The organism is Mycobacterium sp. NGS19, assembly GCF_059813155.1.
This window is the reverse complement of record NZ_JCALEB010000007.1, coordinates 208959-223541: the sequence shown is the minus strand read 5'-3', so window position 1 is coordinate 223541 and position 14583 is coordinate 208959. Positions and strand designations below refer to the sequence as shown.

At 65.3% G+C, this 14583-nt stretch carries 8 protein-coding genes; 5 read left to right on the top strand and 3 right to left on the bottom strand.

Features of this window, described 5'->3' with window-relative positions:
- The coding region (locus AC5Y4N_RS20105; RefSeq protein ID WP_499940547.1) for a non-ribosomal peptide synthetase at positions 1 to 7909 on the top strand (7909 nt) is incomplete at its 5' end.
- A gap of 56 nt (positions 7910 to 7965) precedes the next feature.
- A complete protein-coding gene (locus AC5Y4N_RS20100) occupies positions 7966 to 8748 on the top strand; it encodes a methyltransferase domain-containing protein (RefSeq protein ID WP_499912014.1) in 783 nt (260 codons plus the stop codon).
- Between the two features lie 3 nt (positions 8749 to 8751).
- On the opposite strand, the gene AC5Y4N_RS20095 is transcribed toward AC5Y4N_RS20100, so the two are convergent.
- On the bottom strand, positions 8752 to 9069 hold the full coding sequence (locus AC5Y4N_RS20095; protein ID WP_499912016.1) for a WhiB family transcriptional regulator: 318 nt from the start codon (positions 9067 to 9069) through the stop codon (positions 8752 to 8754).
- Between the two features lie 167 nt (positions 9070 to 9236).
- Here AC5Y4N_RS20095 and AC5Y4N_RS20090 point away from each other — a divergent pair, with 167 nt between their 5' ends.
- Positions 9237 to 10070 (top strand): glycoside hydrolase family 16 protein, encoded by an 834-nt coding sequence (locus AC5Y4N_RS20090; protein WP_499912018.1) that lies wholly within the window; start codon positions 9237 to 9239, stop codon positions 10068 to 10070.
- 72 nt (positions 10071 to 10142) lie between these two features.
- Here the strand turns inward: AC5Y4N_RS20090 and AC5Y4N_RS20085 are convergent, their stop codons facing one another.
- Both AC5Y4N_RS20085 and AC5Y4N_RS20080 read right to left on the bottom strand, forming a co-directional pair.
- Complete coding sequence (locus tag AC5Y4N_RS20085; protein ID WP_499912020.1) at positions 10143 to 13004, bottom strand: MMPL/RND family transporter; 2862 nt, start codon at positions 13002 to 13004, stop codon at positions 10143 to 10145.
- A complete protein-coding gene (locus AC5Y4N_RS20080; RefSeq protein WP_499912136.1) occupies positions 13001 to 13432 on the bottom strand; it encodes an MmpS family transport accessory protein in 432 nt (143 codons plus the stop codon). Before AC5Y4N_RS20080 ends, AC5Y4N_RS20085 begins: the two co-directional genes overlap by 4 nt.
- 298 nt (positions 13433 to 13730) lie before the next feature.
- Between AC5Y4N_RS20080 and AC5Y4N_RS20075 the strand changes: the two genes are divergently transcribed.
- A complete protein-coding gene (locus tag AC5Y4N_RS20075) occupies positions 13731 to 14120 on the top strand; it encodes a DUF732 domain-containing protein (protein WP_499912022.1) in 390 nt (129 codons plus the stop codon).
- 16 nt (positions 14121 to 14136) lie between these two features.
- Entirely contained in the window at positions 14137 to 14583 is a 447-nt protein-coding gene (locus AC5Y4N_RS20070) for a DUF5078 domain-containing protein (protein WP_499912024.1), read from the top strand.

Here is a 14583-nt window from a genome sequence, read left to right as displayed (position 1 = left end):
AGTCTGTGACCTGGCCAGCCCGCCCGCATTCCGGGCAGCGTTGATCCGCACCGGCACGGATCGGCACCAGGTGGTGCTGACCAATCACCACATCGTGCTGGACGGCTGGTCGCTGCCGATCCTGCTGCAAGAAATCTTCGCCGGCTATCACCAGCAGCGCCTACCCGTGCCCGGCTCGTACCGCAGCTTCCTCAGCTGGCTGGCCGGGCGGGACCAGGCGGCCGCGCGCGCGGCATGGGCCGAGGTGCTGGCCGGGTTTGACACTCCCACCCTGGTGGGTGCACCCGGCCGACTGAGTCTGGGCCCGCGCGCGGCGCTCTCGCGTCAGCTCTCCCAGGAGACCACCACGGCGCTGGCTGAGCTGGCCCGAGGCCAGCACACCACCGTGAACATGGTGTTGCAGGCCGCCTGGGCGCAGATATTGATGGAGTTGACCGGCAGCCACGACGTGGCGTTCGGCACTGCGGTGTCCGGTCGTCCGCCTGAACTGGCCGGTGCGGAGTCGATGGTCGGCTTGTTGATCAACACCGTGCCGGTGCGCGCGAACGTCACGGCGACAACGACGACGGCGGGGCTGTTGAAGCAGCTGCACCACTTCACCAACCGCACCCTGGAACATCAGCATCTGGCGCTGCCGGAGATCCACCGCGTCACCGGTTTGGATCAGCTGTTCGACACGCTGTTCGTGTTCGAAAACTATCCAGTCGACGCCGCCACGTTGGCGAGCTCCAACGGCCTGGGCATCACCGAGTTCAGCGGCAGGGAGGCCACCCACTATCCGCTGACTCTGCAAGCCCGGCCCGGCCTCCAGTTGAGCCTGCGCCTCGAATACGACACCGACCTGTTCGCCGCCGACAGCATCGACGCACTCGTCGAGCGGTTGCGAAAGCTGTTGTGCGCCATGGCCGCCGACCCCAGCCGGCGGTTGTCGTCGATCGAGGTGCTGGACGCTGTCGAGCGTTCTCGGCTGGACGAGTTCGGTCACCGCGCGGTGTTGACCCAGCCGGGGGCGCCGGTGTCGATTCCGGTGCTGTTCGCCGAGCAGGTGACACGCACCCCGCAGGCGGTGGCGCTGCGTTGCGACGGCCGCTCGATGACCTACCGGGAATTGGACGAGGCGTCTAATCGCTTGGCGCACTTGCTCGTTGCCTGCGGAGCCGGACCGGGCGAATGCGTCGCCCTGCTGCTGCCCCGGTCAATCGACGCGGTCGTAGCGATCGTCGGAGTGCTCAAGACCGGCGCGGCGTACGTCCCGATCGATCTGGCGCATCCTGACGCGCGGATCGAGTTCATGGTCGACGACGCCGCGCCGGTCACGGCGATCAGCACATCGCATTTGCGGTCGCGGCTGGATGGCTGCGACGGGTTGGCGATCATCGACGTCGACGACCCGCGCATTCCGACCTATCCCGCGACACCGTTGCCGGCTCCGGCGCCCGACGATGTCGCCCACGTCATCTACACGTCCGGCACTACCGGCACCCCGAAAGGTGTTGCGGTCACCCATCACAACGTCACTCGACTGTTCCAGGGACTCGACGTCGGTTTCGCGATGGGGCCGGCACAGGTGTGGACCCAGAGCCACTCGTTGGCCTTCGACTTCTCGGTGTGGGAGATCTGGGGCGCGCTGCTGCACGGCGGGCGCCTGGTCGTCGTGCCGGAAACCGTCGCGGCATCTACAAAAGACCTGCGCGCCTTGCTGATTGACGAGCGCGTCACCATGCTCAGCCAAACGCCGTCGGCCGTCGCCGCGCTGACCCCCGCGGGCCTCGACGCAACAGCGTTGATGGTCGCCGCCGAACCCTGCCCACCAGAGGTGGTGGAGCGCTGGGCGCCGGGGCGGGTGATGGTCAACGGCTACGGGCCCACCGAAACGACGGTGTATGCCGCCATCAGCGCCCCGCTGGTCCCCGGCGCGGCGGTGGCGATCGGCTCGCCGGTGCCCGGGGCCGCCCTGTTTGTGCTCGACACCTGGTTGCGCCCTGTACCGCCGGGCGTGGTGGGCGAGTTGTATGTCGCGGGCCGGGGTGTTGGGCTCGGGTATCTGCGCCGACCCGGTTTGAGCGCTTCGCGTTTTGTGGCGTGCCCGTTCGGCACTCCCGGCGCACGCATGTATCGCAGCGGGGACTTGGTGCGCTGGGCTCCCGACGGTCAGCTGCACTATCTCGGCCGCATCGACGAGCAGGTCAAAATCCGCGGGTACCGCATCGAACTCGGCGACGTACGCGCGGCGCTGGCCGGCCTGGACGGCGTCGAACACGCCGTCGTCATCGCCCGCGGAGACCGTCCCGGCGAGCAACGACTGGTCGGCTACATCACCGGCACAGCCGACCCCGCGCAAGCCCGCGCTCAGCTGGCGCAGCGCCTGCCTGGCTACATGATTCCCGCCGTCATCGTGCCCATCGAGGCCCTGCCGCTGACCGTCAACGGCAAACTCGACATCCGCGCCCTCCCGCTGCCCGAATATCAGCACAGTCAGCAGTACCGGGCACCGGCCAGCGCCGTCGAGGAGATCCTCACCGGCATCTACGAACAAGTCCTGGGACTCACCCGCGTCGGCATCGACGACTCCTTCTTCGATCTGGGCGGCGATTCATTGACCGCAATGCGGGTGATCGCGGCCGTCAACACAGCGCTGGATGTCGATCTTGCCGTGCGCACTCTTTTCGATGCACCGACGGTCGCCCAGCTCGCGCCCTGCATCGGTGCGGAAGGACAGCGGCGCAAACCACTACTGGCCGTCCAACGGCCGCAAACCATTCCGCTGTCCTTCGCCCAGAGCCGACTGTGGTTCGTGAACCGGTTCGAGGGCGGCGTCGCGACCTACAACATGCCGACCGCCTTCCGCATCAACGGGCCGCTGGACGTCGACGCGTTGGGTGCGGCACTGGACGACGTCATCGCCCGCCATGAGTCACTGCGTACCGTTTTCCCCGAGATCGACGGCGTCCCCTACCAAGAGGTGGTGCCGGCCCGGGCGGGGATGTGGCGGCGCGGCGGTCCGGCGGCCGTGCGTTTGCCGGAGCAGGACGTCGCCCGAGAACTGTTCGCGCTGGCCGAGTACCGGTTCGACTTGTCAGCGGAAATCCCGATCCGTGCGCAGATCTATTCGACGGGTCGACTGCAACACGTGGTGGGAATCGTCGTGCACCACATCGCTTTCGACGGCTGGTCCTTGGCTCCGATGTTCAGGGACATGGCTCAGGCGTACGGTGCGCGGCGACGGGGACAAGCCCCCGATTGGGCGCCGCTGCCGGTGCAATACGCGGATTACACGGTGTGGCAACAGGATTGGCTTGGCGCGGAGTCCGACCCGGACAGTGTGATTGCCGCGCAATTGCGATATTGGCGTCAGGAGCTGTCCGGTCTTCCCGAAGTCGTGTCGCTGCCGACGGATCGGCCGCGTCCACCACAGCCCAGCTACCGGGGCGACTCCGTCGATGTGCGCATCGACCCGCAGCTGTGGGCCGGGGTCAAGGAGCTGGCTGCGGCGCACAACACGACGGTCTCCATGGTGTTGCAGACCGTCATGGCCGTGTTGTTGCACCGCGTCGGGGCGGGCGACGACGTGGCTATGGGCGCGCCGATCGCCGGCCGCACGGACAATGCGCTCGACGATCTCGTCGGGTTCTTCGTCAACACGTGGGTGTTGCGGGTGGGTGTCAAAGCAGCCGACCGGTTCAGCGACGCGCTGGCGCGGGTGCGCCAGAAGGCGCTGGACGCCTACAGCAACCAGGACGTGCCGTTCGAGCGAATCGTCGAGCAGGTCAACCCGACTCGGTCTGCGTCGCATCATCCGCTGTTCCAGGTGCTCATGGCGTTCCAGAACAATGCGCGACCAGGCGCGCTGGCGTTCGATGACGCCACCGTGGAGCAGCTCGCGGTGCCCAACAACACCGCACGGTTCGACCTTGACTTCGAACTCAGCGAGGTGCCCACCGACGACCCGCACGCGCCGATGGCGGCCGGCCTCGTGTCGTATGCCACCGATTTGTACGACCGAGGCACCATTGAACGGTTGGTCACCTGGTTTGGCCGCGTCATCGAGGCCGTGGTGGCCGACGCCTCGGTGGTGGTGGGCGACGTGGCGTTGCTCGATCGCGCCGAGCGAGATCTGTTGCTGGACAAGTGGTCCGGCGCCGACGCGGGGGCACCGGTGGCCGTCGCTGCGCAGTTGCTGGCTGCCGCGGCGATGGCGCATCCCAACGGGACGGCGGTTCTTGAGGGGACCCGCCGACTTTCCTACCGGGAGCTCGACGAGCGGTCGACGCAGTTGGCGCGGACGTTGATCGACACAGGTGCGGGTCCCCAGCGCACGGTCGCCGTGGCGATGGACCGATGCCTGGATCTGGTGGTGGCGTGGTGGGCCGTTCTCAAGGCGGGAAGTGCCTACGTACCAATTGATCTCGCTCATCCGGTCGAACGCATCGCGGCGGTATTGGACGCAGTCGAGCCGGTATGTGTGCTCACCGGTGATGCCGGCAGTGTCCCGGGCGCCGGGGCCCGACCAGTGCTGCGCATCGACGGGCTGGACCTGTCCGGGCGCTCCGCCGAACCCGTCACGGACGCTGACCGCACAGCGCCGCTGACCGCTGACACCGTCGCGCATGTGATCTTCACGTCGGGATCCACCGGGACACCCAAAGGCGTGGCGGTGAGCCACGCCGGTCTGCTGGCAGTGGCCGCACTCGGCGAGACGTTCGGATTGCACCCGGGCACGCGTCTGCTCATGGTGGCGGCGCCGACCTTCGACGTGTCGGTCGGGGAGATGCTGCTGGCCGCCGGCTCGAAAGCCACGTTGGTGGTGGCGCCGTCGGAGGCCTATGCCGGCGAGGCGCTGACCACACTGCTGCACGACCAGCGTGTCAGCGCGGCGGTGGTGACGCCGACCGTGCTGGCGTCGCTCGATCAGGCGCGGCTCGGCGGAGTCGACACACTGGTCACCACAGGGGAGGCCTGCCCCGCAGAGCTGGTGGCGGCCTGGGCACCCGGCCGTCGGATGTTCGACGCCTACGGCCCCACCGAATCCACGATCTGGGCCACCCGCAGCGCAGCGCTCGTGCCGGGCGGAACGGTCGGCATCGGCACCCCGGTGCCGGGTGTGCGCGCGCTGGTGCTCGACGCCCAGCTGAACCCGGTTCCGATCGGCGTGGTGGGTGAGCTGTACCTGGGTGGGCCAGCAGTGGCGCACGGCTATCTGGGCCGCTCGGAGTTGACCGCGGAACGGTTCGTGGCCGACCCGTACGGGCCACCGGCGACGCGTCTGTACCGAACCGGGGATCTGGTGCGCTGGACCGGCACCGGAACACTGCACTACCTGGGCCGCGCCGACAGCCAGGTCAAACTGCACGGTCAACGCATCGAACTCGGCGAGATCGAGAGCGCTCTGCTCGCGTGCCCGCAGGTGACCCAAGCCGCGGCTGCGCTGCAGCACAGCACCAACGGACCGCACCTGGTCGGCTATGTCGCCCTCGAGCACACCACCACCGCCGACCGCGATGCCGAGATCGTCGAACAGTGGCAACACGTGTACGACGACCTGTACGCCACCGAGGTCGACGAGCCTGGCCTCGGCATGGACTTCCGCGGCTGGAACAGCAGCTACACCGGCGATCCGATACCGCTCGACGACATGTTGGAGTGGCGCTCGGCGACGGTGGACCGAATTCTCGCCCTGCAGCCGCGCCGGGTGCTGGAGATCGGTGCCGGCTTGGGCTTGGTGCTGTCCGAGGTCGCCCCGCACTGCGACCACTACGTCGCCACCGACATGTCGTCGGTGGCCATCGACAACCTCGCTCGCTTGCTGCAGCGCCTGCAGCTCCCGTGGCGTGACCGGGTGCAACTGCTGACCCAGCCTGCGCACGTCACCGAGGGGCTGGCCCGGGGCTACTTCGACACGATCGTGCTCAATTCGGTCGTCCAGTATTTCCCCAACGAGCAATACTTGGCCGACCTCATCGGCAACGCGGTGCAGCTGCTCGCCGACGGGGGTGCGCTGTTCATCGGCGACGTCCGAAATCACAGCCTGCAGATGCCATTTCAGACCGCAGTCGCGTTGGCCCGTGCCACGTCGACCGACAGCGTGGAAATTCAGCAACGTGTTCAACGCGCGATCCGCAGTGAACCCGAATTGCTTTTGGCGCCAGAGTTTTTCATTGCCTGCGTGGCTGACCAGCCCGCAGTGGCCGGGCTCGACATCCAAGTCAAACGCGGTTCGGCCGACAATGAACTGAACCGGTACCGCTACGACGTCGCCATTTACAAGCAACCCGCACCCGTACAGTCACTAGCGTCTGCGCCCACGTGGGCCTGGAATGACTGTGGGGCCCTGCACGCCCAGCTGAGTGCACAGCGGCCCCACGCCGTCCGCATCAGCGGGATACCGCGGACCGGTCTGGTTGCCGACGTCGGAATCGAAGCGGCGCTGGCCGCGGGACTTTCCGTCGCCGACGCCGTCGCGCAGGCCGCGGCAGCCACCCCCATCGACACCGCCACCCCCGAACAGCTGCACCGCCTCGGCGAAACGCTCGGCTATCACGTCGCCGTCACCTGGGGCGCCCAGCCCGGCACCCTCGATGCCGTCTTCCTTGCGCCCACCGACACCCGACGCACTCCGCTGCTCACCGATCTGTACCTGCCCTCGCCTGCGGGACACCACCGCAGCACCTATGCAAGCGATCCCCAAACCAACACCAAGATCAGCGGGGTGCGTCAGCGGCTGAGCGCACGGCTGCCCGACTTCATGGTGCCGACGCACATCGTCGTGCTCGACGAGTTTCCGCTGACCTCGTCGGGAAAGATCGACCGCAAGGCACTTCCGGCGCCGGTGTTCGCCGCCACCGCCTTCCGGGCGCCACGCACACCGGTCGAAAAAATCCTCGCCGACATCTACGCCGACGTCCTGGGCCTCGAGCGCGTCGGCGTCGACGACTCGTTCTTCGAACTGGGCGGTGACTCACTGTCGGCGATGCGAGTGATCGCTGCAATCAACAGCGCCCTTGACGCCCGGCTCGCGGTGCGCACCATCTTCGTCGCGCCGACCGTCGCGAGTCTGAGCCAACAGCTACACGACCGCGACAGCGGAGTAGAAGTAGTGCCGCTGGAGGTGCTCAAAGAGGGCACGGGCGTTCCGCTGTTCTGTATTCACGACGGTCTCGGGTTGAGCTGGTCGTATCGCGCGTTGGGCGCATATCTGGACTGCCCGATCGTGGGAATCAACCAACTTCCCAACAATGGCGACGGCCCACCGAAATGCATTCGGCGGATGGCGCAAAGCTATGCGGACCGGGTGCAAGCCTTCTACCCGGAGGGTCCCTACAAACTGCTCGGCTGGTCTCTCGGCGGAGTCGTCGCTCATCAACTGGCGGTCGAGCTTCGACGCCGCGGCTGCATTGTCGAACGCCTGGTATTGCTCGACGACGCAGTGAGCGCGCACCGGGTCACCTCAGGCCAACAAGCCGACGAAGACCACATTCTCAGGCAGATTCTGCAGGCAAGCCATATCGACATTCCGCAACCGTCCGAACCTCTGACCTACCGTCAGACAGCAGAGCTCATTCGTGGGCGTATGCGCATGGGCGACGTAGCGCTCGCATCCACGGCACTGTTGGAGTTCATGGTCCGAAGCGTCACCGTCAACCAGTCCTACCTCGCGGACTGCCGGCCCGAGGTATTCGGCGGCGATTTGGTCGTTTTCACCGCCGCTCGGACGACGAATGGTGACGGCCCATCACATGCCGAAAATTGGCGGCCGTACGTCGACGGGAATATCACCAGCCACTCCGTCGACTGCACCCACTACGAGATGCTGATCGCCGAAACGCTCGACTTGTACGGAGAGCAACTGAAACTTTCGTTGGAAACTCCCGACGGCGTTGCCGCTCAGCAATTATCGGCGCCGGTGAGTTAGGCGCAGAATTGGCTGATTCACAGCCCACCGTCGCACCCGTCAACCATGATGTCGTCATGGCTGGGACCACCCGAGACATTGCGGACATGCCCAGGGGCGGCCCAAACGCGTCGTGGCTGGATCGGCGGTTGAGAACCGACCGGCTGGAATACCTCGACCGCGACGACGTCGACGACCTCAAGCAAAAAGTCGTCCGCTCGCTCGACCGGTCCGGCCAGCGCAAGTTCGGCGTACATCGCAGGGTGGCCCGAGTGGTGCTCGATCAGGTGGCCGACGTGCCGTCCCCGAAAATCCTGGAGCTGGGCGCCGGCCTCGGCGGCCTGTCGCGCAGGCTGCTCGAGAATCACCCGACCGCTGAGGTGACGATCACCGACATCGACCCGTCGTTCGTCGCCGCCGTCACCGCCAGCGATCTGGGCAGTCATCCGCGGGCCATGGTCCGGCAGATGGACGCCACCGCGATCGACGCCCCGGACGGCTACTACGACCTGGCGGTGTTCGCCTTGTCGTTGCATCACTTGCCGCCGGAGATGGCCGCCCGCGTATTCGCCGAAGGCACCCGGGCAGCGAAGAAACTGATCATCGTCGATCTGCGCAGGCCGCCGGCGCCGCTGCACCTGCTGGTGCTGGGGGTGACGCTGCCGCTGACTCGGCTGGTCCCGCTGGTGCACGACGGGTTCATCAGCTCACTACGCGCCTACAGCCCGTCAGCGCTGCGTGCGCTCGCGCAGTATGCCGATCCCACCATGACCGTCGACTTCCTCACTCGACGTTTCGGCCCGACGGTGGCCGTCGCCAGTCGGGACGGGTCCTCCAAACCTGTTGAGGCGCAAGGCTAGACGTCATGCCGGCTTGCCGGCGTTGCGCTGCTTTCGGTAGCTGTCGAAGAACTCCGCCCAAGACCTCACTTCAGGGTGTCGTTTGAGCAGTGCGCGACGCTGACGTTCGGTCATGCCACCCCAGACACCGAACTCCATCTGGTTGTCGAGTGCGTCGGCGGCGCACTCGACCTTGACGGGGCAGTCCCGGCAGATGACAGCCGCCTGATGCTGGGCTGCCCCTCGAACGAACAGCTGCTCCGGATCGACGGAACGACAGCGGGCCCGCGACACCCACGCGAAGCGGGCTTCGACAGCGGGAACGGTTTGTTTGTCACACACCTGCGGTCCACTCCTGGCTCGAATGTTTGCCGTACCTGAGTGGATCGTCGCGTCCAGTCCGGCCGCGGGCATGCGTAGTGCACTACCTGACTTGGCGCCCGAGCGAGGAAACGCCGCAACGTTGCCCGGTGTGCCGCTCCGGTTCTGGTGACCTCTATTGTCTAGCTGTGCCTGAGATGGATCGTCGCACCATGATGTTGATGACGGGGCTCGGTGTGCTTGCGGCCGCGGTTCCCACGCAGATGCCCTTGGCTGGCGCTTCACCAGCCGATCGGGTGTCCCCGCCCGCTGCGCCGCCGGCCGATGCCACTACTGGGAGCTACATCTTCCAGGACGAGTTCGACGGCCCGGCCGGATCTGGACCGGACCTGTCGAAGTGGCTGGTGGTCAACTGGGACACTCCGGTCACGCCGCCGATCGAAGGGCACTACCGCGACCGCAACGTGTTCCTCGACGGGAACTCCAACCTCGTCATTCGCGCGTCGCGTGAGGGGGACGAGTACTTCAGCGGCAAGATCCAAGGCTTGGCGCGGCTCGGCATCGGCCACACCTGGGAAGCGCGGATCAAATTCAACTGCCTGACGCCTGGCTGCTGGCCCGCGTTCTGGTTGCTCAACGAGGATCCGCTGCCCGACGGCGAAGTCGACATCGTCGAGTGGTACGGCAACAACCGATGGGCTCCCGGAAGCACGGTGCACGCCGCGTCGGACGGCAAGACATGGGCCGGTCGCGACATCCCAGAACTGGTCGACGGGGACTGGCACACCTGGCGCTGCCAGTGGGACGAGAAGGGCTTCCGGTTCTGGCGTGACTACGTCGAGGGAGCACGGCCCTATCTCACGGTCCCTGCCGTTCCGATCAAGGGGCGCTGGCCGTTCAACCAGCCCGGCTACACGATGTTTCCGATCTTCAACGTCGCGGTCGGCGGCCCGGGCGGTGGCGATCCCAACCTGGGCAACTACCCGGCGGACATGCTCATCGACTGGATCCGCGTCTGGTAACCACCGCCACGACGGCGTGGCGAGCGGGGGCAGCGGAACTCAGTTTCCGAGATTCCTAGAGATTCCTACCGGTCAGCCGGGTTGCGCGGTTTCAAGCTCACGGGTCTTCGGCGACGGCCACGGACGTGGCACCGGGCGTTCTCGCACCCGCTGCGGCCACCAGAACCACCGTCCGAGCAGCGTGGCGATCGACGGCGTCATGAACGACCGGATGATCAACGTGTCGAACAGCAGACCCAGACCGATCGTCGAGCCGACCTGGCCGACCACACGTAGGTCGCTGACCATCATCGACATCATCGTGAACGCGAACACCAGACCGGCTGACGTAACGACGGCACCGGTGCCGGCCATCGAGCGGATGATCCCGGTCCTGATCCCGGCGTGGATCTCTTCCTTAAACCGTGACACCAACAGCAGGTTGTAGTCCGAGCCCACCGCCAGCAGGATGATCACGGACATCGCGATGATCATCCAGTGCAGGTGCAGACCCAGAATGTACTGCCAGATCAGCACCGAAAGCCCGAACGATGTGCCCAGCGACAGCAGCACTGTCCCCACGATCACCGCGGCGGCGACCACGCTTCGGGTCAGTATCAGCATGATGATGAAGATCAGGCAGATAGACGCTATGCCGGCGATCAACAGGTCGAAGTTCGCGCCGTGCTGCATGTCCTTGTACGTCGACGCCGTGCCGCCGAGGTAGATCTTCGAACCCTCCAACGGGGTGCCCTTGATGGCCTCGAACGCAGCGTTCTTGATCAGGTCGATGTGCTTGATGCCCTCGACGGACGCGGGATCGCCTTCGTGAGAAATGATGAATCGCACGGCTTTTCCGTCGGGCGAGACGAACATCTTGAGGCCGCGCTTGAAATCGGGGTTATCAAACACCTCCGGCGGCAGGTAGAACGAGTCGTCGTTCTTCGCCGCATCGAAGGCCTGGCCCATCGCGGTTGCGTTCTGCTGCGCCGCGTCCATCTGGTTCTGCAGGCCGTTCTGCGTCTGATACATCGTCAGCATCATGTTGCGCATGGTCTGCATGGTCGAGATCATCGGCGGCATCAGCGTCAGCAGCTGCGGCATCAACGCGTCGAGCTTGTGCAGATCGACTGTCAGAGAAGCGATGTCGTCACTGAGCAGATCGATGCCGTCGAGCGTGTCGAACACCGACCGCAGCGCCCAGCAGATGGGGATGTCGTAGCAGTGCGGTTCCCAGTAGAAGTAGTTGCGGATCGGCCGGAAAAAGTCGTCGAAATCGGCGATGTGGTCGCGCAATTCGTTGGTGTCTTCGACGGTCTTGTCGGTCTTTCCGACCATGCTGTGCGTGATCGCGTTGAGCTGCTTCATCAACTCATACATGTGCTGCATGTTGTCGATGGTCTTCTGCATCTCGTCGGCTTGCACCAGCATGTCGGCCATGCGGTCTTTCAGATACGTCTGATTCATCGTCTGGGTGGTGCCGTTCATGCTGATCAAGAACGGGATCGACGTGTGCTCGATCGGGGTGCCAAGCGGCCGGGTGATGCTCTGCACGCGGCCGATACCGGGAATGTGGAAGATGTTCTTGGCAATTCGGTCGATCACCAGCATGTCGGCCGGATTGCGAACGTCGTGGTTGGTTTCCACCAGCAGCAGCTCAGGATTCATCCGCGCTTGCGGGAAATGCCGGTCGGCGGCTTGATATCCCTCGTTGGCCGGGATGTCCTTGGGCAGGAACTCTCGGTCGTTGTAGCTGGGCACGTAGCCCGGCAGCGCGGCGAGGCCGACCAGAGCAAGAACCATCGATGCGACGAAAATCGGCCCGGGCCAACGCACTACGGCGGTACCGACCCGCCGCCAGCCGCGGGTGTTCAATCTCCGCTTCGGATCGGCCAGGCCGAAGTGGCTCGCGACCGTCAGCAACGCCGGCGCCATCGTCAATGCCGCGAACACCGCGACCAGCATGCCCAGCGCGAGCGGAATACCCAGTGTCTGGAAGTACGGCAGACGGGTGAAGTGAAGGCAGAACGTCGCGCCCGCAATCGTCAACCCAGAGCCGAGGATGACGTGCGCGGTGCCGTGATACATCGTGTAGAACGCGGTTTCGCGGTCTTCGCCGTTCTGGCGGGCCTCGTGATATCGGCCGACCAAAAAGATCGCGTAGTCGGTGCCCGCGGCGATGGCCAGTGTGGTCAGCAGGTTGACCGCGAACGTCGACAAGCCGATCAGGTTGTAATAGCCCAGCGTTGCGATCACACCGCGCGCCGCCGCCAGCTCGATGAACATCATCGCGAGCACCAGCAGCACCGTGACCACGGAACGGTAGACGAACAACAGCATCACGAAGATCACCAAAATCGTGATGCCGGTGATCAGCTTTAGGCTCTTGTCACCGGCGTGGTGCTGATCGTTGGTCAGCGCCGCGGGTCCGGTGACGTAAGCCTTCACCCCGGGCGGCGGGGTAGCGCTTTGAACGATTTGGCGCACCGCTTGAACGGACTCGTTCGCCAAGCTTTCGCCCTGATTGCCGGCCAGATACAACTGCACGTAGGCGGCTTTGTTGTCGGCGCTCTGCGAGCCGGCGGCCGTCAGCGGGTCGCCCCAGAAGTCTTGGACGTGCTCGACGTGCTTCTTGTCGGCCTCGAGCTTGTCGATCAGTCCGTCGTAGTAGCGGTGGGCGTCATCACCCAGGGGCTTGTCGCCCTCGAGGACGATCATCACCGAGCTGTTGGAGTCGAACTCCTGAAAGTCCTTGCCCACCCGCTGCATCGCCTGCATCGACGGGGCGTCCTTGGGAGCCAACGACACGGCGTGGGCTTCGCCGACCTTTTCCAGCTGCGGGGCGATGAGGTTGACCAGGACCACCACCGCGATCCACCCGAGCAGGATCGGCACCGAGAACAGCCGAATGAACCGGGGGATCATCGGGTGTGCCCCCACGTGAGTGTTCGTCATGCGGACTTCACCAAGCAAAACGTCTGAGCGTTCAGCCCGTCGTTGGTTTTCTCGTCCTTCACCTCACCGTTGACGGTGATGCGGCATCCGATCATGTCGCCGTTGCCTTGCGCCACGATGTTGGCGCTGGCGGCGGGAGCGGTGGTGGTCAGAGTGATGGACCAAGGCAGCGGCACGTCCTTGACTTCCTGTGGCTGCGCATTGAGGTCGAGGTAGTTGATGGTCGCCACGGCGCCGGGCTCTCCGAAGATCTCGTATTTGACGGTTTTGGGATTGAACGGTGCGGGGTCGTTGGCGAGTCCGGCTCCAGGCCTGGTGAGTTCGGTCTTACCGAACACTTGGCGAAGCCGGTCGACGCCGAACGCCGCAAGAGCGACCACAAGCAAGATCACGATGAGGATCCACGCGCGCTTGAGCGCTCTGAACACGCCCGCTTTCCGGCGGGACGTGGTCGTGCGGGGACCACGGCCGGGTGCCGGCGCGGCCGCATGGGCAGGACCGTCTGCGACCCCCTGAGCGGCGCCGTCCGGGCCGGCAGGAAACCAGGTGTCGTTGCGTGTCTGCGTCATCCGCACCCCCGCCTTCCCTTCCCTACACTCGCCACGAATTCTGACAGATTAGTCCATTTAACTGAATCGGTCGCATCGAGGCTCTAACTGGGGATTCGCCGGCCGCGCGACCACCCGTTCTTGCACACCTGCTATCCGGAGGGGATACGATGCGCCCATGAAATTAGCCAGGGGGGCGACCGCAGTCACCGCACTAGCCGCAGCGCTGGTGCTGTCCGCGCCGGCGCACGCCGACCCGGACACCGACTTCGCCGAAGAGCTTCACACGTACGGCATCTACGGGCAAAAGGACTACAACGCCTGGATCGGCAAGATCGCCTGCAAGCGGCTGTACAACCATCTGGACCCGGACGCCTACGCATCGGCGCAGTTCATCTTCCGGCAGTTGCAGAGGGGCAGCACCACCGAACAGGCATGGCAGTTCCTCGGTGCCGCAGTGCGCACCTACTGCCCGGAGCAGTTGCCGATCCTGGGCGCCGTGACACAACCGCCGCCGCCCCTCGACACCAGCCAGCAGCCTGGGTCGTCATTCTCCGCCGAGGCGTAAAACCAAGGGAGTCACAATGTTTCGTAAAGCGAGCATGGCGATCGCTGTTCTCGGTGCCGCAGCGATGGCGGTGCCACCTATCGCCTCGGCCGATGCGACGGACGACTATCCGATTCCGAACCGCATGCTGAAAACCACCTGCACCGCCGAACAGATCATGGCGGCCGCCCGAGATGTCGAACCCGTCTATTACGAGCGCTACATGATCGACTACAACAACCACCCGGGTCAGCAGCAAGCGACCCAGGATAAGATGCACTGGTTCTACTCGATGGACTACGCCGGGCGCCGGGCGTATTCGGAGGAACTGGTCACCCACTTCGCCGATCCGCTGACCGCCGCATGGCCTAACCACGCGAAGCTGTTCTTCAACAACAAGGGTGTCGCCGCGCACACCACCGACATCTGCCACAACTACCCGCCGGACGACCAGTCGGTGTGGAATTACGACGCTCACTGGTGA